This is a genomic window from Mycobacterium alsense (genome assembly GCF_002086635.1).
In the GTDB taxonomy this organism is placed as follows: domain Bacteria; phylum Actinomycetota; class Actinomycetes; order Mycobacteriales; family Mycobacteriaceae; genus Mycobacterium; species Mycobacterium alsense.
In genome coordinates, this window is sequence record NZ_MVHD01000012.1 from 1 (window position 1) to 24,128 (window position 24,128).

The following is a 24,128-nucleotide window of genomic DNA, read 5'->3' on the forward strand; positions in this document are numbered from 1 at the left end:
CGCCGGCATCAACGGCCACGGCGGGAGCGGCGGGAAAGGGCGGCCGGTCCGCAAAGGCGGCGCCGGGGGGGGGGCGGCCGGGGCGGCGGGGAACCGCGGGGAAGGCGGGGAACCCCAGCTCGGCGGGGACCGGGGGCGGCGGGGGGAACGTTCGGGTCAAGGCCCATCGGTTCCGCGGTGGCGGTGGCGGATGGCACCGACACCAGGGTGCCCGTGATCGCGGCGAGGATGAGCGTCTTGCGGACGTTCTTCAAATTTCTTCCTTTCGCGGTGCGCGCGCGCCAAAGCAGACCCACCAAGGCGGGTCTGGGGGTTGGTTGGTGCAAAGAGGTGCTCTGGGACGTGCCGTCTCGTTCCGGCACGACAGCGGCGGGCTCGATGTGCCCGGCGGGGTGCTGTTACCCGCCGGCCGCGGCGCGGCGCTCAGATCTCATGGCCACCCGCAGCCCCGCTCGCACGCGGGTCCGTGGATTCACTTTTTCGATTACTTTCCGGTCAACCCGTTTCGGGCTAACACGGACCGTACGAAACCGGATCGCATTCGTCATCTTCGGAAATCCGATATCTCGGTTCGGTAACGGGCCGATCACGGCGCGGCCGCGTCGTGGTTTGTACAGGTCAGACGCGGGTTTCCGCGCGGTGCCCCGCAACGCGGGAAACAATCTGATCGTGAGCCGAATCACGCACATTTTGTGAACTGGCCCACGTGATCGCGGCGATGTCGCCCGCCCGCCACGGCCCATATCCGTCCGGAGGCCGGCAACGACGAACCGGCGCACACTACAACAAGATACGTTCGACCGAATACCCACCCACCAACGCGGACTAATCGGTCCAATGAGCGCCCTGAAAGAACCTGTGCCGCAATACTTTCGGTATCTGCGCGACGAATCGGGTGGTGCGCCAGCGTGTTTCGATCGAATCTCGCACAGCGGATTACATGCCGCACATCCGGCCGACCGCAACCGAAGTCGTGGTCAGGTGCCGAAATCAACCCTGCGCCAAGGGATTCGGTGCCAAGGTACCCCGATGGCCACGCAGGAAGCAATTAATACCTATTTTTTGACGCCGAAATAGACGAATTAGCGAGAGGCTCCGCGCAATTTATGAATTGCGTCAAGTTTTATCACGAAAACTTTTTCTGAAGCAATTCACAGCGCGCGCCGCTAGGCGCCGGCCCGCAGCGCGGCGCGCAACTGGGCATCCGTGTTGACGTTGGTCAGCGCACGAGAATCGGGCAGGACGATCTGCTGGGCGTCGGAGGCATCGATCAAGGCGCTCATCTTGCGCTCGCCGGCGGCGACCAGTGCGTCGACGCGCTCGGCCAGGTCGGTGCGGTACACCGCGGCCAGGTAGTGGCTGCGACCGTCCCACGGCAACACGACCTCCGCGTCGGTCTTGGCGGCCAGGCGGACGAGGTCGTCGATCAGCTCGGCGGTGAGCAAGGGCATGTCGACGGCGCAGACGAAGGCGAAACGGGCGCCCGCCTCCGCGGCGGCGCGCAGCCCGCGCCCCGTGGCCGGCAGCGGCCCCATCCCCCGCGCTTCGTCGCGCAGGACGCGCGCCTGCAGCGGCGGCAACGGCTGGCCCGGGGCGGCCACCACGAAAACCGGCTCGCAGCGCTGCGCGACGACGCCGGCGACGTACTCGACGAGCGTGGCGGCTCCAGTGGGGCCCGGCAGGGTGGCCTTGTCGCGGCCCATCCGCCGCGACTCGCCTCCAGCGAGTATCACCCCGGCCAGTGAGACTGTGTCGGGCACGATCTCGGCCACGTCAGTCGACGGTCCAGGTGTCGCGCCCACGCAGCAGCGATTGCAGCGCGGCAGAGTCGAACGGCTTGCCCGACTGGGCGGCGCGGACCTGCGAGCGCGCCGCGTCGTCGTAGGTGGGGCGGTTGATGTTGCGGAAGACGCCCAGCACGGTGTGGTCGAGGTTTTGATCCGACAGCCGCGAGAGGGCGAACGCGTAGGCCGAGTCGTCGGCGTGCGCGTCGTGCACGACGATCTCGTCGACCTTCACGTCGGCGGTCTTGGCGACCTCGAGGCTGAAGCCCGACTTCACCACGCAATATTCGCCGTTGGCGCCGAACACGATCGGCTCGCCGTGGCGGACGTTGATCACCCGCTCCTCGGCGCCCTCCTTGCGCAGCGCGTCGAACGAGCCGTCGTTGAATATCGGGCAGTCCTGCAGGATTTCGACGACGGCGGCGCCACGGTGCTCGGCCGCGGCGCGCAGCACCTCGGACAGCCCGTTGCGGTCGGAGTCCAGCGCACGCCCCACGAAGGTGGCCTCGGCGCCGAGCGCCAGCGACACGGGGTTGAACGGCTGGTCGAGCGAGCCCATCGGCGTCGACTTGGTGACCTTGCCGACCTCCGACGTCGGCGAGTACTGGCCCTTGGTCAGGCCGTAGATCCGGTTGTTGAACAGCAGGATGGTGATGTTGACGTTGCGCCGCAGCGCGTGGATCAGGTGGTTGCCGCCGATCGACAATGCGTCGCCGTCGCCGGTGACCACCCACACCGAGAGGTCCTCGCGGGCCAGCGCCAGGCCGGTCGCGATCGCCGGCGCGCGGCCGTGGATCGAGTGGAAGCCGTAGGTCTCGAGGTAGTACGGGAACCGGCTGGAGCAGCCGATGCCGCTGATGAAGACGATGTTTTCGCGGCGTAGCCCCAGTTCGGGCAGGAAGTTGCGGATGGTGTTGAGGATGACGTAGTCACCGCAACCCGGGCACCAGCGCACCTCCTGGTCGCTGGTGAAGTCCTTGGCCTTCTGCGGCGCGTCTTCAGCAGACACCGTCGGCACGCCGTCGTTCTTGGTAAGCCTGGGGGTCAAGCCGAGGTCGGTGCCCGCCAGATCGCCGCCGATCGTGCCAGTCATTCGTTAGCTCCCGCTCCAACCGTTGCTGCCGCCATTCTGGCGACCATCTTCTTGTCTTGCTCGATTTCGGCCAATGTGCCGCCCAGCGCCGCGCGGATGATGCGCCCGATCTCGTCGGCGAGGAACGCGACACCCTGGACCTTGGTGACGGATTGCACGTCGACCAGGTATTTGCCCCGCAGCACCAGCGCCAGCTGGCCCAGGTTCATCTCCGGGCACACCACCATCGGGTAGCGCCGCAGCACGTCGCCGAGGTTCGCCGGGAACGGGCTGAGGTGGCGCAGGTGGGCGTGCGCGACCTTGATCCCCTTGCGCCGCGCCCGGCGGCAGGCCTCGCCGATCGGCCCGTACGAGCTGCCCCACCCGATCAGCAGCAGCTCCGCGTCCCCGGTCGGGTCGTCGACCTCCAGGTCGGGCACGGCGATGCCGTCGATCTTGGCCTGGCGCAACCGGACCATGAGGTCGTGGTTGACCGGCTCGTAGGAAATGGCGCCGGAACCGTTCGCGGCCTCCAGGCCACCGATGCGGTGCTCGAGGCCGGGGGTGCCCGGAACGGCGAACTGCCGGGCGAGCGTTTCCGGGTCGCGGTTGTACGGCTGGAAGGGCTCGTCGGGCTTGGCGAAGGCGTGCGTGATCGGCTGCAGCGAGCCGACGTCCGGGATCCGCCACGGCTCCGAGCCGTTGGCGATGGCGCCGTCGGACAGCATGATCACCGGGGTGTGGTAGGACACCGCGATGCGCACGGCCTCGATGGCGGTCTGGAAGCAGTCGGACGGCGACCGGGGCGCCACCACCGCGACCGGGGACTCCCCGTTGCGCCCGTACAGCGCCTGCAGCAGGTCCGCCTGCTCGGTCTTGGTGGGCAGCCCCGTCGACGGACCACCCCGCTGAACGTCGACGACCAGCAGCGGCAACTCGGTCATCACCGCGAGGCCCAGCGCCTCCGATTTCAGCGAAATGCCCGGCCCCGACGTGCTGGTGACGCCGAGGGCGCCGCCGTAGGAGGCGCCGATCGCCGCACAGATGCCGCCGATTTCGTCTTCGGCCTGGAAGGTGATCACGTTGAAGTTCTTGTGCTTGGACAGCTCGTGCAAAATGTCCGACGCCGGCGTGATCGGGTAACTGCCGAGCACGACCGGGATGTTGGCCAGCTGGCCGGCCGCGACGATGCCGTAGGCGAGCGCCGTGTTGCCGGAGATCTGGCGGTACTCCCCCGACGGCAGCGACGCCCGGGATACCTCGTAGGTGGTGCCGAACGCCTCGGTCGTCTCGCCGTAGTTCCAGCCCGCCTTGAGCGCGAGCACGTTCGCCTCCGCGATGTCGGGCTTGCGGGCGAACTTCTCCCGGATGAAGTTCTCGCTGGCTTCGATCGGCCGCCCGTACATCCAGGACAAAAGGCCAAGGGCGAACATGTTTTTGGCGCGCTGGCCGTCCTTCTTCGACGCGCCGATCGCCTCGACGGCCCCGAGGGTCAGGGTGGTCATGGCGACCGAGTGCACGACATAGTCGGACAGCTCGTCGGACTCCAGCGGGTTGGTGATGTAGCCCACCTTCGTCAGGTTGCGCTTGGTGAACTCGTCCGAGTTCGCGATGACCATGCCGCCGCGCGGCAGGTCGCCGAGGTTGGCCTTCAGCGCGGCCGGGTTCATGGCGACGAGGACGTCGGGGCGGTCACCGGCGGTCAGGATGTCGTAGTCGGCGATCTGAATCTGAAAAGACGAGACCCCGGGCAAAGTGCCTGCGGGGGCGCGGATCTCGGCGGGGTAGTTCGGCTGGGTCGCGAGGTCGTTTCCGAAAAGCGCTGCCTCCGATGTGAACCGGTCGCCGGTCAGCTGCATGCCGTCGCCGGAGTCCCCGGCGAAACGGATGACGACTTGTTCTAGACGCTGACGCTCGGAACCGTTCCGAGACGAGCCATTATGGGAATCAGCCCCGGCTCCGCTGCCGTTCGGATCCACGTATCCGCCTTCCATTCGCTATCGGATAGGCACTCCGCTGGAGCTTTAGCGTACGCGCCATGAGTGCGACTCCTGCCGCCTCGAGCTTGTGTGTCACTAGCAGTACCAATTATGGCACTCCTTTTAGGTGAGCATGGGCGTCTCGAAAGCGTTGTACGCAGCGGTTTTGAGGCTAACGCCGAAGTCAGGGACGCAATGGTGGAGCCGACAATTCAAACTGTGGTGTTGGTCACGTCCGTGAGGTTTGCCGCGGGGCTTCGCCCGGGATGTGTCAGGCGGTCTTGTCGCGGCGCTCACTGCGCGACGGTTTGCGGGGCACGATCGTCGGCAGCACGTTGTCCTGCACGGTCTCCTTGGTCACCACGACCTTGGCGACGTCGTCGCGGCTCGGGATGTCGTACATCACCGGCAGCAGGACCTCTTCCATGATCGCCCGCAGGCCGCGGGCGCCGGTGCCTCGGTGGATCGCCTGATCGGCGATCGCCTCCAGCGCGTCGTCGGTGAACTCCAGCTCCACGCCGTCCATTTCGAACAGCCGCGTGTACTGCTTGACCAACGCGTTCTTCGGCTCGGACAGGATCTTGACCAACGACTCCATGTCGAGGTTGGTGACCGACGCGACCACCGGCAGCCGCCCGATGAACTCGGGGATCAGGCCGAACTTGATCAGGTCCTCGGGCATCACATCGGCGAAGTGATCGGTGGTGTCGATCTCGGCCTTGGAGCGGACCTCGGCGCCGAAGCCCAGGCCGCGCTTGCCGACGCGCTCGTAGATGATCTTCTCCAACCCGGCGAAGGCGCCCGCGACGATGAACAGCACGTTGGTGGTGTCGATCTGGATGAATTCCTGGTGCGGGTGCTTGCGGCCGCCCTGCGGGGGAACCGACGCCTGGGTGCCCTCCAGGATCTTCAGCAGCGCCTGTTGCACGCCCTCACCGGAGACGTCGCGGGTGATCGACGGGTTCTCGCTCTTGCGGGCGATCTTGTCGACCTCGTCGATGTAGATGATGCCGGTCTCGGCGCGCTTGACGTCGTAGTCGGCGGCCTGGATCAGCTTGAGCAGAATGTTCTCGACGTCCTCGCCGACGTAGCCGGCCTCGGTCAGCGCGGTGGCGTCGGCGATGGCGAACGGCACGTTGAGCATCTTGGCCAGCGTCTGGGCCAGGTAGGTCTTGCCGCACCCGGTCGGCCCGAGCATCAAGATGTTGGACTTGGTCAGCTCGACGGGCTCGGAGCGCGAGTCGCGGCCCTTCTCGCCGGCCTGGATCCGCTTGTAGTGGTTGTAGACCGCGACGGCCAGGGTGCGCTTCGCGGTGTCCTGGCCGATGACGTAACCCTCGAGGAATTCGCGGATCTCCGCGGGCTTGGGCAGCTCGTCGAGCTTGACGTCGTCGGCGTCGGCGAGCTCCTCTTCGATGATCTCGTTGCACAGGTCGATGCACTCATCGCAGATGTACACACCGGGGCCAGCAATGAGTTTCTTGACCTGCTTTTGGCTCTTCCCGCAGAACGAGCACTTAAGCAGGTCGCCGCCGTCTCCGATGCGCGCCATGGTGCTGAGGGCCTACTTCCTTGTCGCCGTCTTGTCGCCGTCCGTCGTGCTGTGCCGCGTGTTTTCCCCGACGCTACCCGCTTGCTCGGGCCCCTCGCGACCATTACGTCGAATCGCGTTGTTGGTATTCATGCGTGTCGTCTGAATGAAACATATAGGCAGACGGCGCCCGTCACTCGCGGAGACGCGCTTTCCGTGCCTTTGGCGTGTCGCGGTCGTTACCCGATCGAGTCGGACGCTGGCAACAACCCTACAGTTACCGCGTGGGATTGGCTGTCCGGTTTTGGGGGCCGGCCGAATCCGCACTGATCAGCGACGGCGGCCTGGCCACCGAGCTGGAGGCGCGCGGGCACGACCTTTCCGACCCGTTGTGGTCGGCCAGGCTGCTGGCCGATGCCCCGCAGGAGATCGCCGCCGTGCACGCCGCGTATTTCGGCGCGGGCGCCGCCGTCGCGACGACGGCCAGCTACCAGGCGTCGTTCGAGGGATTCGCGGCCCGAGGGATCGGCCGGCGCGACGGGGCCGCCCTGCTGCGCCGCAGCGTCGAACTCGCCCGGACCGCGCGCGACGGGGCCGGCGGGGCGGGTTTGCGGGTGGCCGCCTCGATCGGCCCGTACGGCGCCGCGCTGGCCGACGGGTCCGAATATCGCGGGCGCTACGGCCTGTCCGTCGCGGCGCTGACTCGCTGGCACCGGCCGAGGCTGGAAATCCTGGCCGACGCGGGCGCGGACGTGCTCGCGCTGGAGACCGTGCCCGACGTCGACGAGGCCGAGGCGCTCGTCGGCCTGGTGCGCTCGGCCGGGATGCCGGCCTGGCTGAGCTTCACCATCGACGGGACCCGGACCCGGGCCGGGCAACCGCTGGCCGACGCGTTCGCGGTGGCCGCCGGGGTCCCCGAGATCGTGGCGGTCGGCGTCAACTGCTGCGCACCCGGCGACGTGCTGCCGGCGATCGAGGCGGCGTCGGCCGTCGGCAAGCCGGTGATCGTCTACCCCAACAGCGGTGAACGCTGGGACGGGCGGGCGTGGGTCGGGCCGCGCACGTTTTCCGCCGACCTGGCGGCCACGTGGGTCGCGGCCGGAGCGCGCATCGTGGGCGGGTGCTGTCGAGTGGGCCCGGCCGATATCGCCGCGGTTCGCCGAGCGTGCAGCCAGCGCGAAAATTCGACCGAGAACCCGCAGTGACTGCACGTTCGGCGTACGGGGTTACGCGGTCTGCGCGGACAGCTTCCGGTATTCGAGGACGGTGTCGATGATCCCGTAGTCCTTGGCCTCTTCGGCGGTCAGGATCTTGTCCCGGTCGGTGTCCTTGCGGATGACCGACGCGTCCTTGCCGGTGTGGCGGGCCAGCGTGGTCTCCATCAGCGTGCGCATCCGCTCGATCTCGGCGGCCTGGATCTCCAGGTCGGAGAACTGGCCCTGGATCACGCCCTGCAGCGACGGCTGGTGGATCAGCACTCGGGCGTTGGGCAGCGCCATCCGCTTGCCGGGCGTCCCGGCCGCCAGCAGCACGGCCGCGGCCGAGGCCGCCTGTCCCAGGCACACCGTCTGGATGTCGGCGCGCACGTACTGCATAGTGTCGTAGATCGCCATCAGCGAGGTGAAACCGCCGCCGGGCGAGTTGATGTACATGGTGATGTCGCGGTCGGGGTCCAGCGACTCCAGCACCAGCAACTGGGCCATGATGTCGTTCGCCGAGGCGTCGTCGACCTGGACGCCGAGGAAGATGATGCGCTCCTCGAACAGCTTGTTGTACGGGTTCGACTCCTTGACACCGAAGCTGGAGTGCTCGATGAACGACGGCAGGATGTAGCGCGCCTGGGGCTGGAGCTGGGGATTCTGGGCGTTCACTGGGCTTCTCCGTTGGTGATCTGGGCGGCGCGGGTGATGATGTGGTCGACGAACCCGTATTCCAGGGCTTCCTGGGCGGTGAACCAACGGTCGCGGTCCGAATCCGCCTCGATGCGTTCGATCGGCTGGCCGGTGAACTCGGCGTTGAGCCGGAACATCTCCTTCTTGATGACGTGGAACTGTTCGGCCTGGATGGCGATGTCGGCCGCGCTGCCGGTCACCCCGCCCAGCGGCTGGTGCATCAGGATGCGCGCGTGCGGCAGCGCGTAGCGCTTGCCCTTGGTGCCGGCCGCCAGCAGGAATTCGCCCATCGAGGCGGCCATGCCCATCGCGTAGGTGGCGATGTCGCAGGGCGCCAGCACCATGGTGTCGTAGATGGCCATCCCGGCGCTGATCGATCCGCCGGGCGAGTTGATGTACAGCGAGATGTCCCTGGTGGAGTCCTCGGCGGCCAGCAGCAGGATCTGCGCGCACAGCCGGTTGGCGATCTCGTCGCTCACCTCCGAACCCAGGAAGATGATCCGCTCGGAGAGCAACCGCTCATAGACCGAGTCGGTGAGGTTGAGACCCTGCGAATTCACACGCATGTCAGTCGCCCGGTTCACCGTGGGATACCTGCTTTCTCGAGTTCTTGTCTGCCCCGACCCTAACCAACACAACCCGCTGTGGGGCGGCCACGCACCCCGCGTTCGCTCACAGCGTCATTGGCGTAGGTCACTCCTCTTCGTCATCGGCCGTGTCGGTGTCGGTTTCGTCGTCGGCCCCGTCAGCCGCCGAGCGGGAACCGAAGAATTCGCTGGTGTCGATCGTGTTGCCGTCGGTGTCGGTGACGGTCGCGGCCTCGACCACTGCGGCGATGGCCAGCCCGCGGCGCACGTCGGCGAACATCGCCGGCAGCTGGTTGTTCTCCTGCAGATAGGCCAGCAGCTGCTGCGGCTCGATGCCGTACTGCCGTGAGGTCATCACCAGCCGCTCGGTCAGGTCTTCCTGGCCCACCTGGATGTCCAGCTCGTCGGCGAGCGCGTCGAGCAACAGCTGCCTCTTGACGTCGGACTCGGCGGCGTTTTGCGCGTCGACCTCGAACTGCTGGCGCGACTTGCCCTGCTCGCGCAGCGCCTCGGCGAACTTGGCCTCGTCGTGGTCGAAGCTGTGCAGCGCGTTGTGCACTGCGCCGTCGACCTGGGCCTTGACGATCGCCTCCGGCAGCGGCACGTCGACCTGTTCGAGGAGGGCGTCGATCGTGGCGTTGCGGATCTGTTCGGCCTGCTGGGCGCGCTTGGCCTGACCCACCTGGTCGCGGAGGTTGGAGCGCAGCTCGTCGATGGTGTCGAATTCGCTTGCCAATTGGGCGAATTCGTCGTCGGGCTCGGGCAGCTCGCGTTCCTTGATCGACCGGACCGTGACGGTGACCTGCGCATCCTTGCCGGCGTGCTCGCCGGTCGCCAACTGCGCGGTGAATTCCCGCGACTCGTCGACGGACAGACCGACCAGCGCGTCGTCGAGGCCGGCGATGAGCCGGCCCGAACCGACCTCGTGGGACAGCCCCTCGGCGGCGGCGTTCGGCACCTCCTCGCCGTCGACGGTGGCCGACAGGTCGATCGAGACGAAATCGCCGAGGGCGACCGGCCGGTCCACCCCGGTGAGGGTCCCGAACCGGGCGCGCAGCGACTCCAGCTCGGCGTCGACGTCCTCGCCGCTGACCGCGACGGGGTCCACGGAGACCTTCAGCGAGCCCAGGTCCGGCAGGGCGATCTTGGGGCGGACGTCGACCTCGGCGGTGAACGCCAGCTCCTGGCCGTACTCCTTCTTGGTGACCTCGATTTCGGGCTGTCCGAGCGGCTGGACCTCCGACTCCGCCACCGCCTGTCCGTAGCGGGCCGGCAACGCCTCGCTGACGACCTGGTCGAGCATGGCCTCGCGGCCGAAACGGGCCTCCAGCAGCTTGGCGGGGGCCTTGCCGGGCCGGAAGCCGGGCAACCGGACCTGCTTGGCCAGCTCCTTGTAGGCCCGCTGGAAATCGGGCTCCAGTTCGGTGAACGGCACCTCCACGTTGATCCGCACCCGGGTGGGGCTCAACTGTTCGACGCTGCTCTTCACGGGTTTGCTCCTCGGTGGTCGTGCCGGTGGTCGGTGGCCGGGTTGCGGCGCAGGGGCGGGCGGTGGTCGGGGTGACAGGATTTGAACCTGCGGCCTTCCGCTCCCAAAGCGGATGCGCTACCAAGCTGCGCTACACCCCGCGCTGACCTCGCGATCCTACGGCCCTCCTGCGCCGGGTTGGGCACCGGCTGGCAGCCACCTCGAGACCTCACGGAGCGATCACGGAACCGCTTCGATTAGATTTGATGTTCGCCGCCAGATACAGTCTCGCTCGACTAAAACTTGCGGGCGTAGCTCAATGGTAGAGCCCTAGTCTTCCAAACTAGCGACGCGGGTTCGATTCCCGTCGCCCGCTCGGGCTAAGGTTTGCTCGAGAGAAAGGCGCCATGAGCGACCTAGAAACTGGCGCGGTAATCAAGGGCTCATGCGCGTCGGACTTCGTCGGCGTACGCGACGCGTTCGAGCGCAACTTCGCGCTGGGCAAAGAGGTCGGCGCGGCCGTCGCGGTGTGGGTCGACGGAGATCTCGTCGTCAATCTCTGGGGCGGTTGGGCCGACGCCGCAGGCACCCGGCCCTGGCAACAGAACACGCTCACGACGGTGCTGTCGGGCACCAAGGGGTTGTCCGCCACCTGCATGCACCAGCTGGCCGATCGTGGCGAGGTGGACCTGCATGCGCCGGTCTCCCGGTACTGGCCCGAGTTCGGGCGGGCGGGCAAGGACGACATCACGCTGGCCATGGTGATGAGCCACCGCTCCGGGGTGATCGGGCCGCGCACCCGGATGAGCTGGGAGGCGGTCGCCGACTGGGATTACGTCTGCGAGCAGCTGGCCGCCGCCGAGCCCTGGTGGGAGCCGGGCACCGCCCAGGGCTACCACATGACCACCTTCGGCTTCATCGTCGGTGAGGTGTTCCGCCGCGTCACCGGCCGCACCGTCGGCCAGTACCTGCGCACCGAGATCGCCGCGCCGCTGGGCGCCGACGTCCACATCGGCCTGTCCCCGGCCGAGCAGCGCCGCTGCGCCGAGCGGGTCAACAAGCCGCACGCCCGCGACCTGCTGGCCGAGGTGAACGCCCCCGGCTACCCCACCAGCGTGACCGAACATCCGAAGGCCGCGTTGTCGATTTCGATGGGCTTCGCCCCGGACGACGAACTCGGCTCCCACAACCTCGAACTGTGGCGCCAACTGGAGTTCCCCGGCACCAACGGTCAGGTGTCGGCGCTGGGCTTGGCGACCTTCTACAACGCGCTCGCGCAGGAGAAGCTGCTGAGCCGCGAGCACATGGAACTGGTCCGGGTGTCACAGGGGGGCTTCGACACCGATCTGGTGCTGGGACCGCGGGTCGCCGACCACGGCTGGGGGCTGGGCTACATGCTCAACCAGCGCGGCGTCAACGGACCCAATCGGCGCATCTTCGGACACGGCGGGCTGGGCGGCTCGTTCGGGTTCGTCGACCTCGAGCACCGCATCGGCTACGCGTACGTCGCGAACCGGTTCGATGCGACCAAGGCCAACGCCGACCCACGCAGCCTCGCGCTGAGCGACGCGGTCTACGCCGCGCTCGGCGTCATCGAGCGGGCGCAACAGCGTTAGTGGCCTCCGCCACCGCCGCCGCCACCGTGGCAGCCCGGGCACGGCGGAGGCGGGTCCAGCGGAGCGGAATTCGCGAAGCCCGGGTTCAGCGTCATCGCGGAGATGCCCAGGCCCGCCGCGACCGCCGCCGCGCTGACGACACGTTTCATAGGCATGAAAGACATAGCTGTGGCTCCCTCTCGGATATCGATCGCCCGGGCTACGGGCAGGTCACGTCCATCTCGAAGGACTTGGTCACCGTCTGCGGCTGGTTCGGATTGCTCATGTCGACACCGGTCGCGGTGCCCTTGATCGCGTAGGACTTGCCGTTCACCGCGGCACCGGCGTTGCTGCCCTGATTGGGCGCCGCGTCGGAAAAACCGAGCGCGACGCCGTTGACGCTGCCCAGCCCGACGGAATGGACGATGGGGGGATTGTCGTTGCTGACCACCGCGCCGAGCCCCGCCGTCGCGTCACCGATGCCGATGGTGGTGACCCCGTTGGCCGAGTTGCAGGTGACCTGGCCGGTGACGTTTTGGTTCTGGCCGTCGACGACGACCTGGGGGCCGGACGCCGGCGGCGCCGGGCTCGATGACGCTCCCGTTTTGGATTTGTTGCTCGAGCAACCGGCGCACATCGCAACCGCCACGGCCACGCCCGCTACGCCGACCACGATCCCACGTTTCACTACCGCTCTCCTTCGTGTCGCTGGCGCAACCGCTCACAACGCCGCCCGGCCAGATACCCGATCTTGATATTCGCAAACCTTGGCGCTGCCGCGCGCCGGGGCGCAGTCACGGCAAGACATGCAGACCCCACCGGCCGAGCAGGGGGTCGACGAGGGCGAAGTACGTCGTGTAATCGTCGCCGTCCGGGGACGACATCAACAGGCCCACCGCGCTGACGGTGCCGTCGGGATTCTTCACGAAACCCGCACTGCCGCTGTCGCCGTTGAGGCTGTACACGCTGGCCTCGACGACGTCGCCCGCGACGCTCTTTACCACGCCGCACGTTTCTCCGGTGACCGCACCGATCTTGCAGAACGGCATGCCGACCTGAATCTGGCTGGCGCTCAACACATCCCGGACCAAATAGTGGCCGCCGACGTGTCCGATCGGCGCGCCGACGCTGGGGTCGAGCTGGATGATGGCGGCGTCCGTGGTGTCGGCTTCGTGCTCGCTCGCGGTGATCGTGCCGAGCGGGACGTCGTCGCCGTAGGTCCATACCGAACCGTCGTGGGCGTCGCAGTGCCCGCTCGTCATCAGGTAGTAGCTGCCGTCATCGCCTTGGGCCGCGAAACCCGATGTGCACGAGCTGGCTTCAGCCTGCACCTTCATTCCCGGCATCGCGCCCGGACCGGCCCCCACGGGGGTTGCCAACGCCGTCGCGGCGATGGCCACCGCCCCGACCGTCCCCGCCCCTCGCAACCACCGCATGGTCACGCCGCCTCTCTTGGTGTCGGGCTGTATGGTAGCAGCGCGGCGCGCGAGGCCTGGGATCGGCGCGTTACCCGGCATCCACATGCCGGCCAAGGAATTTCAGTACGGCGTCGGCGAAGACGTCGTTGCGATCGCCGGCGACCATGTGCCCCGCGCCGCGCACATCGGCGAACTCGACCTGCGGGAAGCGCGCCAGGAATTCCTCGGCGCGCTCCTTGCTGACCAGGTCACTCACCTGACCCCGGATCAGCAGCATCGGCACGCCGTTACGCAGGATCGCCTCGACGGCCGCATGCATGCGATCGGGGTCGGTGACCTCGAACGGGGGAAACGCCGCGGTACCGCTGATGAACTGCGGATCCCAATGCCAATACCATCGATCGCCGCGGCGGCGCAGGTTGGTGGTCAGGCCCTCGAGGTCGGTGGGCCGGGGGCGGTGCGGGTTGTATTCGGCGATCGCGTCCGCGACCTCTTCGAGTGAGCCGAACCCCGACTCCACCCGGTCGGACATGAACGCGTGAATCCGATTCGCCCCCGACTGCTCCATGTTGGGGACGATGTCGACCAGAACGACCGCGCCGGCGGTCCCGGGCGAGAGCTCCCCCTCCAGCAGCATCGAGGTGAACCCACCCAACGACGCGCCCACCAACACCGGCCCCGGCGGCAGCGTGCGCAACACCTCCTGGACGTCGGCGGCGAAGCTCACGACGCGATAGTCCCCGTCGTCCGACCAGTCGGATTCACCATGGCCGCGCAGGTCGATGGTGACGGCCTGCCAGCCGCGCTTGGCGACAGCGCGGGCTGCCTTGGCCCACGACCGGCGGGTCTGTCCGCCGCCGTGCAGGAACACCACGGCGCGCGCCCGGGGATCGCCCAGGCGGTCGGCCACGATGCGCACGCCGCCCGGCCCCTCGGTCGAGAACGTTTCGGGTGCCGCGGGCGCAGGGGTCACCAGGAGATAGTAAGACCCGCTCGGAATCTCCAGGCGCTTCCGTCAGGCAGCGGGCGCCTCGTCCGGCGTCCCGGGCTCCGGCGCCGCTGTGTCGATCATGATCAGCCCCCCAATCGGCTCCGGGGTTGCGTACCCGCCCGGCGCGCGGATCAAAACGAGCCGGCCGCGGGACGACGATCCCCCTCGAGGCGCCTACACTCCTGAGATGCATCCCGTGCCGACGCGGCACACATCCAACATCGTCCCGCTCGTGGTCGCGCTGATCGTCGTGGTGGTGATCGGCGTCCTCGCGATACCGGTGAAGCAACGGTGCGGTGCGCCTGGCTTTTCGTGCGCCACGGCGCTGGATCCACGGGGCAATGTTCACTACTACTACGAGGTCGAACCGCTCGGCGTCTACCTCGCCGAAATTGTCACGGGCTCGAACATTCGCTGGTATTACACGTCCGGCGAGGACCTGGCGAGGGTTCGATAGGTCTGCGGTGTGGCCGACAACATGCGAGGAGGCGTGCCCGCGCCACTTGCTGCGTCAAAGTCTGTCAACGCGCGGACTGCAGGCTTGCTACGACGCGGCCGCGGCGGAGCACATCGATGGTTTCGCCGGCCGCTACGCGGTCCAGATATCCGCTAGCACCGGCGCGCAGTTGGCCGATACCGACACGGATCGGTTCAGGCGTATCACCATCGGGAGGTATGGCGCGCAACGAATTCAAAAGGCAGCGTACGACGAGCAGTGCGTGGTAGCGGGCCAAGGCTTGATCGCTGGATTGTGCGATTTGAAAGGACAATTCGGTCAAGGTGCCACGCATAGCCGCCGTGAGGCTGGCGAACAGGTGCTCCTGCTGTCCTGCGGGGGCGAGCGTGTCGACAAGTGCTCGTACCAGGTCGGCATAGCAATGCGCGTCGCGTTCTCGCCAGCGATCCCAGCCCATGGCCGCAGGGCCTTCCTTGAGCACGACGGTCTGGTATGCAGGCTGAGTGCATGCGTCCAAGAATGCGGCGGTGGCTGCGCGCGCTCGTTCCCATGGGTCTTGGTGCCGGTCGATGGCTTCGGTTATCTGGACGGACGCGTCGTGTTGAAGGCTGTCGAATACGGCAACAAATAGACCCAGCTTGCTACGGAACTGATGTTGCAGGACTCCGCGGGTGACGCCTGCCCGGTAGCATATTTGTGTAATCGTGGCTTTGGAATAGGCTTGCCGGGAAAAGATTTCGCGTCCTGCCGCCAGTATGTCGCGTCGAGTGGCCTCGGCGTTGCGTTCGCGGCGGGTTCTGCGTGCGGCCATACGTCCTCTCCCTGGAGCGCTTGATGATGAAGATGTCAGCGTCTCTCGACACACATCTGCACCGATGGCGGCATCCTCCATCATCACGTCTTTATATGACTTCTCCGCTAATAGCGCCGCTCCGGTATCGAGCAGTTGCTCGCGCCGATGCTGCGGATCGAGCCGCTATGGCGCCATGCCTTTGGTTTTCGGGTTACGGAAGGAGTCATGTCAGTCGCGGGCAATCTGACGCGCCATACACGGACTAATTCCGCCGCCCCTTCACTAATCGCAACTCGCGTCGATCTGACGTGGGCTGCACGGTACCCGAAGTGTGCTCGGAATGCGTTGCGGCTTTGAGCAACTCACCGAAGGTGTTCAACAGATTCCCTAAGCAGCAACGTCCCAACGTTCGCCCAGACACTGATCACCGAGGTTTTATGTAGTGGCCGGGCGAACATGTAGGCCGCAACACAAATTTCAATACGAAATTACCCGTGAGTAGTGCTCCTAGGCCGAAACACGCTGCCGTGCAAACAAGTTCGATGAGTAATCAACGCGCGCCGGGAGCGCTGCGCGGTGCGTGCGGGACCACGCATCATGGAATAGTTGCAATTTGAACTACTGGAGCGGCGACCCGAACACTGGAAACCCGTTCGGTGCCTTGCCAACTACAACTCGCGGGTACGGGGTTGTCGACATTATCCGCGCGCAAGCCGGGCTCTCGCACGAATCAGCTCGGCACAATTGAGCGATAGGTGAAGCCGAACTGAAGCCTCGGGTGCCCGCGGAATCTAGATAAGTTCGCCGCCGTGCGCCCATCGCGCATCGAGGCTGACCCGCACCGGTACCTGTTGCGGGCGGGGGGTCGGCGTGGCCGGTCGGTGAGGCGTCCGCGTTTCTTGCCTTCCTGGCCAGGTACGCGCAGCCCGCGGCCAAGACTTGACTGGCAGCTCAGGCGGGTATTCGGGACGGTATCGGCCCGGCGACAAGTTGGGCACGATTTCGTCGGCCGCGTATGCCTCGTGGGAGCGTCCTGAGGTGTTCTCGGCGGCACGCTCCGGAATTATGGTCAAAAGAGCAGGTAGAAGGCAAATTGGGGCGCCGGAATGCGGCTCGCCGGCCGGGTGAGCCTCGTTACATGAAGCCGCTTGATTGGAGCGCTCACAGCAAGCCATCGCATACTTGACGGCATGCCGCAAGCGACATCGCCGCAAACTGCCATTGCGGTGGTGGGTGGTGCGCTGGTGTCAGGGCGAGGTCTTTGATGGCACCCTCTGGTGGCACACATCGCCGCCATCGCGCCGCTACCCCACCGTCGCGCCTTCGCAAGGGACTGATGCGTGGGTTGATGGCCCTGGTGTCGGTGGGGGCGGTACTGATGACCGGGGCGGGATATTACGTAGCCCACGGCGCATTCGGCGGCATCACCATTTCGGAGGCGCTGTCGCCGGAGGACCCGCGGTCCAGCGGCGACAACATGAACATCTTGCTGATCGGGCTGGACTCGCGCAAAGACCAGGACGGCAACGACCTGCCCTGGTCGATCCTGAAGCATTTGCACGCCGGTGATTCCGACGACGGCGGCTACAACACCAACACGCTGATACTGGTGCACATCGGGGCCGACAATAAGGTCGTCGCCTTTTCGATTCCCCGCGACGACTGGGTGCCGTTCAACGGCGTTCCCGGCTACAACCACATCAAGATCAAAGAGGCGTACGGGCTCACCAAGCAATACGTCGCCAACAAGCTCGCGAATCAGGGTTCCATCAGCCAGAAGGAACTCGAGACCAAGGGCCGTGAAGCCGGCCGGGCCGCGACGCTGCGCGCGGTGCGGAGCCTGACCGGTGTTCCCATCGACTATTTCGCCGAAGTCAACCTGGCCGGCTTTTACGACCTGGCGCAGAGCCTGGGCGGCGTCGACGTGTGCCTGAACCACCCCGTCTACGACTCGTATTCGGGCGCCGACTTCCCGGCCGGTCGGCAGAGACTGGATGCGTCCCAGGCGCTTTCGTTCGTCCGGCAGCGGCACGGCCTGGAAAACGGCGACCTGGACCGCACCCACCGCCAGCAGGCGTTCATTTCGTCGGTCATGCAGGAGCTGCAGGCCTCGGGCACCTTCACCAACATCGACAAGCTCAAGAGCCTGATGGCGGTGGCGCGCAAGGACGTTGTGCTGTCGTCGGGCTGGGACGAGGACTTGATCCAACGCCTGGGCACGCTGTTCTCCAGCGGTAACGTCGAATTCCGCACGCTGCCCGTGCTGCGCTACGACAACATCGACGGACAGGACGTCAACATCATCGACCCGGCGGCGATCAAGGCCGAGGTGGCCGCGGCGATCGGCGCTCCGCCGCCGAGCACCACGCCCGCCACCACCGCCGCCAAACCCAGCCCGTCCACCGTGGTCGACGTGGTCAATGCCGGCAGCATGACCGGCATGGCGTCCGAGGTGTCCCGCAACCTGAAAAAGCACGGCTACACGGCAGGCCAAGTGCGCGACCGTAATTCGGGCGAGCCGACCGCCACCACCATCGAGTACGGCGCCGGCGCCGAAACCGACGCGCGCAACGTCGCCACCCTGCTCGGGCTCGACGCGCCCAAGCAGCCCAACGCCGCCGTGGCGCCCGGGCACATCCGAGTCACCGTGGACACCAACTTCTCAATGCCGGCGCCCGACGAAACCACGACGGACGATACGACGACGACCACGACGACCAGCAGGTCCAACACCTACTACTACGACGGCACGACGACCACCTATCCGACGCCCGATCAGGGCAAGCCGATCGACGGCGGCGGCGTTCCGTGCGTGAATTAGCTGCGCAAGTGGGCGGATCACTCAGGCGGTTGTGGGTCGGTTCGAATCACGCGTCGGGGCCACAACTTTGAGAATCGCCTTCCCGGCTCGCGCCTAGTCGGCAAGTATCTCAGTTGTGGCAGCAAGCCCGGACCCCTTCGACAACCTTGCGTATACGTTCATCCGGCACCCGATAGATGAACTCGGTGACGCAGAGCGCGCGGAGATCGAAGCCTTTACGACAGGCGGCTTCGAACTTGTCAACGGCGCTCTCCGCGGTCATATCTCCATGACGCCATCGTTGCAGTTAAGCATCGACACGATCCGGGACGCACTTCGGAGATTTCCGCTGGAGGCTGATATGCGCGTGACGCGCGAGGTAGGAGCTTCCGACATAGGGCTTTCGAGAGCTGACGCCGCTCCTGCGAAGATCGGACGAAAGCTCTATGAACTGGGCTTTCTATCGACGAGCATGAACCAAATTCCGCCAGATTCGACCACGCACGCCGATCCGATCGAGTTGGACCTGCTTGTCCCGGCTGGCACTCCGGCCCTCGCTGTCGGAAGTCTTTCGGATTTTCCCCTCGAACGCGAGCTGCTGGTTATCGACGCCCGAGAGATCTTCATCGTAGACTCGCGAGTGAACGCTGTGACACGACGATGGCGGCTGTACGGCCGAGTGATACCGGAGGGAGGCCTACCGTGAAAATTGCGAGGAGTCCTCTGACCGGCGACAAGCTTGAATTACAAGAGGTGTCTGTTACCGCTGAGGAGGCGACTCTGCTTCGCCGTTTTGCGTCCCAGGGAACCTGGAAAATGCCTGTTTCGCAGTACGAGCGCGATCTATATGCGGCCGAGGGGCTGGAGCCGCCGGAGTAGGTGGGTTCGCACGTCAAACTGACCTACCACCAATTCAGGCGTGCGTGCCGCCGTCGATGCGGATCTCGGTGCCGGTGATCCAGGCCCCGTCGTCGGACACCAGCATGGCGATGACGCCGGCGATCGCGCTGGGCTCGGCCATCCCGGCGCCGCTCGACTCGACGGTGGTGGGCAGGATCGGCATGAGCCTGGGGAACAGCGACCAGTCAGCGTCTTTCGGAATGTATCCGCCTGTGGCATCGGTGATTCCGGACTTGATGCTGCCCGGCGCCACGCACGCCGCACGCAGGCCGTCCTTCGCGTACTCGAGCGCCAAGGAGTGCGTGAAGGACTGGATTCCACCCTTGCTCGCCGCGTAGGCCGCCATGTAGGGATGGGCGAACGACGCCGACGTGGAGCTGAAATTCACGATCGCGCTGCGCGCGTTGGCCAGCAGCGCCGGCAGCGCCTCGCGCACGACGAGAAACGTTCCCGTCAGGTTGATGCCGACGATCCGGTTCCACAGCTCGAGGCTGGTCTCGTGGGTGTGCGCGGCGCGCAGGACGCCGGCCGCGTTGACCAACGAATCCAGGCCGTCGAGCGTCTGCGCGGCCGCGGCCACGCCGTCGATCACCGAGTCCTCGTTGCCGACGTCCATCGGCAGGGTGGTGAGGCGGTCGGCCGTTGCGGCGTCGTCCGCCCGGGCCCGGGTGGCGGCCAGGCCGTCCTCGGCCACGTCGGAGGCCACCACGGTGGCACCCTCGTCGAGCAACCGCAGCGCGGTGGCCTGACCGATCCCCGACGCGGCGCCCGTCACCAGGATCCGCTTGCCCTCGAGTCGCTTCATAGACGGCGTCATAGAAGGCAGAGTAGATGTATGGACATCGGATTCATCGGCCTGGGAAACATGGGCCAGAGCATGGCGGCGAACCTGATCGGCGCGGGTCACCGCGTCACCGTGTACAACCGCACCGCCGGCAAGGCGGAAGCCCTCGTGCAGCGCGGCGCGACCGCGGCGCGGACCGTGGCCGAGGCGTGCCGGGCCGAGGTGGTGTTCACCATGCTGGCCGACGACCGGGCCGTGGAGGCCGTCGCGCTCGGCCCGGACGGGATCGCGGCGTCGCTGCCGGCGGGGGCCACGCACGTGTCGTCGAGCACGATCAGCGTCGCGCTGTCGGAGCGCCTAGCCGCCGCGCACGCCGAAGCCGGCCAGCGCTACGCCAGCGCGCCGGTGTTCGGTAGGCCCGAAGCGGCCAGCGCCGCAAAGCTTTTCGTCATCGCTGCCTGCGCCCCGGGGGTCCTGCAGCCATTGCAGCCGCTGTTCGACGCGATCGGCCAGCGCACCTTCGTGGTGTCCGAGCACCCGCACACCGCCAACCTGGTCAAGCTCAGCGGCAATTTCCTGCTCGCGTCGGCGATCGAGACGATTTCGGAGGCCGTGGCGCTGGTGTCCAAGGCCGGCGTCGACCGGCAGCAGTACGTCGACATCCTCACGTCGACGCTGTTCGCCGCGCCGGCCTACCAGACCTACGGCGGGCTGATCGCGCGTCAGGAGTTCGAGCCGGCCGGCTTCGCGGCGAGCCTGGGCCTCAAGGACGTCCGGCTGGTGCTGGCGGCCGGCGAGCAGCTGCAGGTGCCGCTGCCGGTGGCCAGCCTGCTGCGGGACCGCTTTCTCACGCTGGTGGCGACCGGCGGCGGGCACTTGGACTGGTCGGCGCTCGCCACCCTCGCCGCCCGGGACGCCGGGGACTCAGACCACTCCGCGTAATCCCTCGGCGCCGAACGCCGGCTCCAGCATCGCCGAGAAGTCGGGGCCGCGCCGCAGGATGTGGCCGCCGTCGACGTTGATGCACTGCCCGGTGATCCAGCTGGCCGCGTCGCTGAGCAAAAACATCGCCAGGTTCGCGACGTCCTCGACCTCACCCACCCGCGGCAACGGCGTGCAGTGCCGGTAGTCCGCGCTCAACTCGGGCGATTCCGTAATGGGCACAACCAGATCCGTGCGGATCAGGCCCGGACGGATGCTGTTGACCCGCACCCAGGACGGGCCGAGTTCGTCGGCGGCCAGTTGCATCATGTGGTCGACGGCCGACTTGGTGACGCCGTAGGCCCCGAACCACCGGTGGGTGTTGGAGGCCGCGATCGAGGAGATCCCGACGAACGAACCGCCGCCGCCGCGCACCAGCTCGCGGGCGGCGTGTTTGAGCACGTACATGGTGCCGTTGACGTTGAGGTCGACCGTGCGACGCCAGGCCTCGGAGTCGATCTGGGTGATCGGCCCGATGGTCTCCGACCCGCCCGCGCAATGCACCACGCCATGGAGCCGGCCGTGCCAGGCCGTGGCGGCGTCTACCGCGCGGGCGGCCTCCTCCTCGTTGGTGATGTCGGCGGGCTCATACCGAATCGCACCGTCGGCCTTGAGCACCTCGATGTCCTTGACCGCGGCCGCCAGCCGATCGGGGTTGCGGCCGATGATCATGACGGAAGCCCCGGACGCCACCAGCCCGGCCGCGACCCCCTTGCCGATCCCGCTGCCACCACCGGTCACCAGGTACGTCCGGTTGTCGAAAGAAAGCTGCACGCCGCGTCCCTTCACGCCAAAACTGAAACGGGTTCTAGCATAGGCGAGCGGTCATACGCCTTGGCCGGTCGCAGACTGTGCGATGCGCCGGGCGGCTTCGACCAATTTCGAGGCCGCTCGGCTGGCCTTTTTGCGATCGTCCGTGGTCACCGATTGGTGGGAGTATGCCACTTTGGACTTCAGGTTCAGCAGGGTTTGGAGGTGCCTTGTTACGTCACGCTCCGCCTTTTCCAACAAGGCGATCGCCGCACTGTGGCTCTCGCCGGCCGAGTACGCGCCCAGTCGACAACAACATATGGCGTCTGCAGCAGCGATACCGGCGTCAACCAACAGACCTACGGCCGCGTTCGGCGCGTCATCTTCGATGAGCACAGCGGCATCGTGGAACTCTGTCGCCTTCTTCAGCCGGCCGACCCGGACGGCTTCGGAGCACCGCCTCGTGCGCCCGGTCATCATCCTTGATCTTTTTTCGGAATCGCTCGGAGTTGCTTAACTAACCACGCTCGTGAGCCGGCCACGGTGAGGCCGTGTTCTACGACATCGCGGACCATGGGCTCGGCACCCGAACGACGCAGCTCATCGATGGTGAACTCGACGACGCGCGCATCGTTGCCTGTCCACCCAGACACCGCGGTCGTGAGCTCGCCGACACGGCGTGACCAACTACCCTCTGTCGCATCCCTACCACGTACCAAGAAGATGTCGACGTCGCTGTGCAGCGTCATCCCGCCCGTCGCCGCGGATCCAAAAACCGCCGCGTATGCCGGTGCTTCATCCCACTCGTCGAGGTGTTGCTCAAGGCGAGAAAAGAACGTGTTTGTCAGTCGCGCTAGTGCTTTGATCGGCTCTGCCGCAAGATGCTCGGAGTTGAGGCGGTAGATAAACGCGTTACCCACTCGATCGCCCAGAACCACGCCCTGGAGGACGAGCCTCGCGAGGACCTTGCGTATCCCTTCCTCGGAGAAGCCATCCAGGATTCGATGGATCTGGCCAGTGGTGAATGTGGCATCGTGCGTCGCCAAGATTGCCAGCACATCACCATCGAGGGTCGGGGTCACTGTGGCGAAAGGTCGGTTCAACTGCATCGGAGCCTCCAGCGATCTCCTACCGCTTAGTCGTATTATAGTTGGCTTAAGCGTACTTTAGTTAGTATAACCGTACTATAGTTTGATAAGCCGCGGTGCTGACACGTCAACGCGACGCAGCGGCTCATGCCCGGGCGGGCCGGGCCCAAGCGCGTCGCTGCGCCGAACGACTTATCGGCGCTTTGACAGACGGGCACCCTCTACGTGCCAGCTTCCGTGAACGGCATTTCGGGGCTCATTGGTCATCGCAGGCCTGAATTGGCAGGCCGCCTTCCAAAGGCTATGGCCGACAACGTTATTCGACGTATGACCCACAATCACCCGCAATGACACCAACGACCACGGCTCCGGCAACGCAAGGTCGTGACGCCGAGGCAGATCCGCCGCGACCACCGACCACCGGCCTTGGCGCAGCCTCTTCCGCCCCCGGCGGTGCTGGTTTAGAACTAGTTCATTTTTGACTGTGATGGCGCGCACTCGACTTGTACACTCCGGCAGGTGACTGCCGAGACGCCAAGGGGTGTGGTGTTCACCAATCTGCGTCTGATCTTTGCGCTGGGCGCGCTGGCCACGGCGGTGGCGGTCGGCTGGCAGAGCGTCCCGCCGGGGCCGAGCGGAGGTGGGCTCGTCGAGCTGCGGTCGACCGCCGCACCGATGGAGACCACCAAGAAGAGCCCCATCGTGGCGACCACCGACCCGCGCCCCTTCGACGCGTGCGAGGACATCCCGTTCGACGTCCTGCAGCGGCTCGGGCTCGCGTTCACGCCGCCCGAGCACGAGGACGGGCTGCGCTGCCACCTCGACGCGGGCAACTACCAGATGGCCGTCGAGCCCATCATCTGGCGCACCTACGAGCAATCCCTGGCCCCCGACGCCGTCGAAACCACGATCGCGGGCCATCGCGCAGCGCAGTACTGGGTGATGAAGCCGACCTACCACAACAGCTTCTGGTACTACTCCTGCATGGTCGTGTTCAAGACCAGCTACGGCGTGCTGCAACAGGCGCTGTACTTCTCGACGGTCTACTCCAACCCCGAGGTGGAATGCATGTCCACCAATCTGCAGCGCGCCAACGACCTCGCGCCGTATTACAAGTTCTAATCTCCACGGGGCGGCGGGGCTCTCCCTGCACGCTGCGGTATCTCCCGCTCGACTGCTTCGCGGCCTTCTCACACGATATGTCCGAGCTGGCGAGGTAGACACAAAATGAGGGCACCCAGCCGATCGGTGGCGATCA

23 protein-coding genes and 2 tRNA genes are annotated in these 24,128 nt (G+C 66.4%); 8 read left to right on the forward strand and 17 right to left on the reverse strand.

Translation table 11 applies throughout. From position 1 onward, the window contains the following. Window positions 1-1,166: 1,166 nt before the first annotated feature. From mobA to clpX, 4 genes are all read right to left on the reverse strand, one after another. Complete coding sequence (gene mobA / locus BST11_RS09505) at window positions 1,167-1,772, reverse strand: molybdenum cofactor guanylyltransferase (protein ID WP_083137688.1); 606 nt, start codon at window positions 1,770-1,772, stop codon at window positions 1,167-1,169. A 1-nt stretch (window position 1,773) separates the two neighbouring features. Beyond that, entirely contained in the window at window positions 1,774-2,877 is a 1,104-nt protein-coding gene (locus BST11_RS09510; protein ID WP_068208204.1) for a 2-oxoacid:ferredoxin oxidoreductase subunit beta, read from the reverse strand. Then, a complete protein-coding gene (locus BST11_RS09515; protein ID WP_142276282.1) occupies window positions 2,874-4,835 on the reverse strand; it encodes a 2-oxoacid:acceptor oxidoreductase subunit alpha in 1,962 nt (653 codons plus the stop codon). Before BST11_RS09515 ends, BST11_RS09510 begins: the two co-directional genes overlap by 4 nt. Window positions 4,836-5,106: 271 nt before the next feature. Continuing rightward, the gene (gene clpX / locus BST11_RS09520) at window positions 5,107-6,387 is read right to left on the reverse strand and encodes an ATP-dependent Clp protease ATP-binding subunit ClpX (protein WP_067320664.1); all 1,281 of its coding nucleotides are present in this window, start codon (window positions 6,385-6,387) and stop codon (window positions 5,107-5,109) included. Window positions 6,388-6,650: 263 nt separating this feature from the next. Between clpX and mmuM the strand changes: the two genes are divergently transcribed. Then, a complete protein-coding gene (mmuM, locus tag BST11_RS09525; protein WP_244897594.1) occupies window positions 6,651-7,571 on the forward strand; it encodes a homocysteine S-methyltransferase in 921 nt (306 codons plus the stop codon). A gap of 21 nt (window positions 7,572-7,592) precedes the next feature. Here mmuM and clpP2 read toward each other — a convergent pair whose 3' ends face one another. The 4 genes from clpP2 to BST11_RS09545 form a co-directional block, all read right to left on the reverse strand. Beyond that, window positions 7,593-8,237, reverse strand: a complete 645-nt coding sequence (clpP2, locus tag BST11_RS09530) for an ATP-dependent CLP protease proteolytic subunit ClpP2 (protein WP_067320653.1) — start codon at window positions 8,235-8,237, stop codon at window positions 7,593-7,595. Further along, window positions 8,234-8,842: an ATP-dependent Clp protease proteolytic subunit gene (locus tag BST11_RS09535; protein WP_120313569.1), complete on the reverse strand. Its 609-nt coding sequence runs from the start codon at window positions 8,840-8,842 to the stop codon at window positions 8,234-8,236. Before BST11_RS09535 ends, clpP2 begins: the two co-directional genes overlap by 4 nt. Before the next feature lie 109 nt (window positions 8,843-8,951). Next, the gene (gene tig / locus BST11_RS09540) at window positions 8,952-10,334 is read right to left on the reverse strand and encodes a trigger factor (RefSeq protein WP_083137692.1); all 1,383 of its coding nucleotides are present in this window, start codon (window positions 10,332-10,334) and stop codon (window positions 8,952-8,954) included. 63 nt (window positions 10,335-10,397) lie between these two features. Then, a tRNA-Pro gene (locus BST11_RS09545) sits at window positions 10,398-10,474 on the reverse strand. Between the two features lie 144 nt (window positions 10,475-10,618). Here BST11_RS09545 and BST11_RS09550 point away from each other — a divergent pair. After that, window positions 10,619-10,689: transfer RNA gene (locus BST11_RS09550), tRNA-Gly, on the forward strand. 31 nt (window positions 10,690-10,720) lie between these two features. Further along, entirely contained in the window at window positions 10,721-11,929 is a 1,209-nt protein-coding gene (locus tag BST11_RS09555; RefSeq protein WP_083137693.1) for a serine hydrolase domain-containing protein, read from the forward strand. On the opposite strand, the gene BST11_RS27575 is transcribed toward BST11_RS09555, so the two are convergent. From BST11_RS27575 to BST11_RS09570, 4 genes are all read right to left on the reverse strand, one after another. Beyond that, window positions 11,926-12,093, reverse strand: coding sequence for a hypothetical protein (locus BST11_RS27575; protein ID WP_158086776.1), 168 nt, complete (start codon window positions 12,091-12,093; stop codon window positions 11,926-11,928). The two genes, BST11_RS09555 and BST11_RS27575, sit on opposite strands and share 4 nt — an antisense overlap. A 35-nt stretch (window positions 12,094-12,128) precedes the next feature. Continuing rightward, complete coding sequence (locus tag BST11_RS09560) at window positions 12,129-12,596, reverse strand: lipoprotein LpqH (RefSeq protein WP_083137695.1); 468 nt, start codon at window positions 12,594-12,596, stop codon at window positions 12,129-12,131. A gap of 106 nt (window positions 12,597-12,702) precedes the next feature. Next, window positions 12,703-13,350: a S1 family peptidase gene (locus BST11_RS09565; protein ID WP_083137697.1), complete on the reverse strand. Its 648-nt coding sequence runs from the start codon at window positions 13,348-13,350 to the stop codon at window positions 12,703-12,705. A 64-nt stretch (window positions 13,351-13,414) separates the two neighbouring features. Beyond that, window positions 13,415-14,299 carry an alpha/beta fold hydrolase gene (locus BST11_RS09570; RefSeq protein WP_244897595.1) on the reverse strand — a complete coding sequence of 295 codons (885 nt, stop codon included), beginning with the start codon at window positions 14,297-14,299 and terminating at the stop codon, window positions 13,415-13,417. Between the two features lie 205 nt (window positions 14,300-14,504). Here BST11_RS09570 and BST11_RS09575 point away from each other — a divergent pair, with 205 nt between their 5' ends. Beyond that, window positions 14,505-14,774 carry a hypothetical protein gene (locus BST11_RS09575; protein ID WP_083137699.1) on the forward strand — a complete coding sequence of 90 codons (270 nt, stop codon included), beginning with the start codon at window positions 14,505-14,507 and terminating at the stop codon, window positions 14,772-14,774. A 64-nt stretch (window positions 14,775-14,838) separates the two neighbouring features. Here BST11_RS09575 and BST11_RS09580 read toward each other — a convergent pair whose 3' ends face one another. After that, window positions 14,839-15,585, reverse strand: a complete 747-nt coding sequence (locus tag BST11_RS09580; RefSeq protein ID WP_158086777.1) for a TetR family transcriptional regulator — start codon at window positions 15,583-15,585, stop codon at window positions 14,839-14,841. A gap of 1,246 nt (window positions 15,586-16,831) precedes the next feature. Between BST11_RS09580 and BST11_RS09585 the strand changes: the two genes are divergently transcribed. Together BST11_RS09585 and BST11_RS09590 are read left to right on the forward strand one after the other, a co-directional pair. After that, window positions 16,832-18,388, forward strand: coding sequence for an LCP family protein (locus BST11_RS09585; protein WP_083137702.1), 1,557 nt, complete (start codon window positions 16,832-16,834; stop codon window positions 18,386-18,388). A 115-nt stretch (window positions 18,389-18,503) separates the two neighbouring features. Then, window positions 18,504-19,073 carry an ADP-ribosyltransferase gene (locus BST11_RS09590; protein ID WP_158086778.1) on the forward strand — a complete coding sequence of 190 codons (570 nt, stop codon included), beginning with the start codon at window positions 18,504-18,506 and terminating at the stop codon, window positions 19,071-19,073. Between the two features lie 207 nt (window positions 19,074-19,280). Here the strand turns inward: BST11_RS09590 and BST11_RS09595 are convergent, their stop codons facing one another. Further along, window positions 19,281-20,072: an SDR family NAD(P)-dependent oxidoreductase gene (locus BST11_RS09595; RefSeq protein WP_083137706.1), complete on the reverse strand. Its 792-nt coding sequence runs from the start codon at window positions 20,070-20,072 to the stop codon at window positions 19,281-19,283. A gap of 30 nt (window positions 20,073-20,102) precedes the next feature. On the opposite strand from BST11_RS09595, the gene BST11_RS09600 reads away from it, so the two are divergent. Beyond that, window positions 20,103-20,993, forward strand: a complete 891-nt coding sequence (locus BST11_RS09600; protein ID WP_083137707.1) for an NAD(P)-dependent oxidoreductase — start codon at window positions 20,103-20,105, stop codon at window positions 20,991-20,993. Here the strand turns inward: BST11_RS09600 and BST11_RS09605 are convergent. Genes BST11_RS09605 through BST11_RS09615 form a run of 3 tightly spaced genes read right to left on the reverse strand, consistent with a single transcriptional unit; the run spans window position 20,976 to window position 22,891 of the window. Continuing rightward, window positions 20,976-21,806 carry an SDR family oxidoreductase gene (locus BST11_RS09605; protein WP_083137831.1) on the reverse strand — a complete coding sequence of 277 codons (831 nt, stop codon included), beginning with the start codon at window positions 21,804-21,806 and terminating at the stop codon, window positions 20,976-20,978. The genes BST11_RS09600 and BST11_RS09605 overlap by 18 nt on opposite strands. Window positions 21,807-21,857: 51 nt before the next feature. Continuing rightward, window positions 21,858-22,259, reverse strand: a complete 402-nt coding sequence (locus tag BST11_RS09610; protein ID WP_083137832.1) for a hypothetical protein — start codon at window positions 22,257-22,259, stop codon at window positions 21,858-21,860. Next, complete coding sequence (locus BST11_RS09615; protein ID WP_083137708.1) at window positions 22,259-22,891, reverse strand: nucleotidyltransferase domain-containing protein; 633 nt, start codon at window positions 22,889-22,891, stop codon at window positions 22,259-22,261. Before BST11_RS09615 ends, BST11_RS09610 begins: the two co-directional genes overlap by 1 nt. 525 nt (window positions 22,892-23,416) lie before the next feature. On the opposite strand from BST11_RS09615, the gene BST11_RS09620 reads away from it, so the two are divergent. Beyond that, window positions 23,417-23,992, forward strand: a complete 576-nt coding sequence (locus BST11_RS09620; protein ID WP_083137833.1) for a DUF3558 domain-containing protein — start codon at window positions 23,417-23,419, stop codon at window positions 23,990-23,992. Window positions 23,993-24,128 lie beyond the last annotated feature (136 nt).

Coding starts and splice junctions, on each gene's coding strand:
- BST11_RS09615 (WP_083137708.1), bottom strand. CDS start 22,891: ATGCAGTTGAACCGACCTTTCGCCACAGTGACCCCGACCCTCGATGGT.
- BST11_RS09575 (WP_083137699.1), top strand. CDS start 14,505: ATGCATCCCGTGCCGACGCGGCACACATCCAACATCGTCCCGCTCGTG.
- BST11_RS09585 (WP_083137702.1), top strand. CDS start 16,832: ATGGCACCCTCTGGTGGCACACATCGCCGCCATCGCGCCGCTACCCCA.
- BST11_RS27575 (WP_158086776.1), bottom strand. CDS start 12,093: ATGTCTTTCATGCCTATGAAACGTGTCGTCAGCGCGGCGGCGGTCGCG.
- BST11_RS09580 (WP_158086777.1), bottom strand. CDS start 15,585: ATGGCCGCACGCAGAACCCGCCGCGAACGCAACGCCGAGGCCACTCGA.
- BST11_RS09595 (WP_083137706.1), bottom strand. CDS start 20,072: ATGAAGCGACTCGAGGGCAAGCGGATCCTGGTGACGGGCGCCGCGTCG.
- BST11_RS09510 (WP_068208204.1), bottom strand. CDS start 2,877: ATGACTGGCACGATCGGCGGCGATCTGGCGGGCACCGACCTCGGCTTG.
- BST11_RS09610 (WP_083137832.1), bottom strand. CDS start 22,259: ATGACCGGGCGCACGAGGCGGTGCTCCGAAGCCGTCCGGGTCGGCCGG.
- BST11_RS09600 (WP_083137707.1), top strand. CDS start 20,103: ATGGACATCGGATTCATCGGCCTGGGAAACATGGGCCAGAGCATGGCG.
- BST11_RS09555 (WP_083137693.1), top strand. CDS start 10,721: ATGAGCGACCTAGAAACTGGCGCGGTAATCAAGGGCTCATGCGCGTCG.
- clpX (WP_067320664.1), bottom strand. CDS start 6,387: ATGGCGCGCATCGGAGACGGCGGCGACCTGCTTAAGTGCTCGTTCTGC.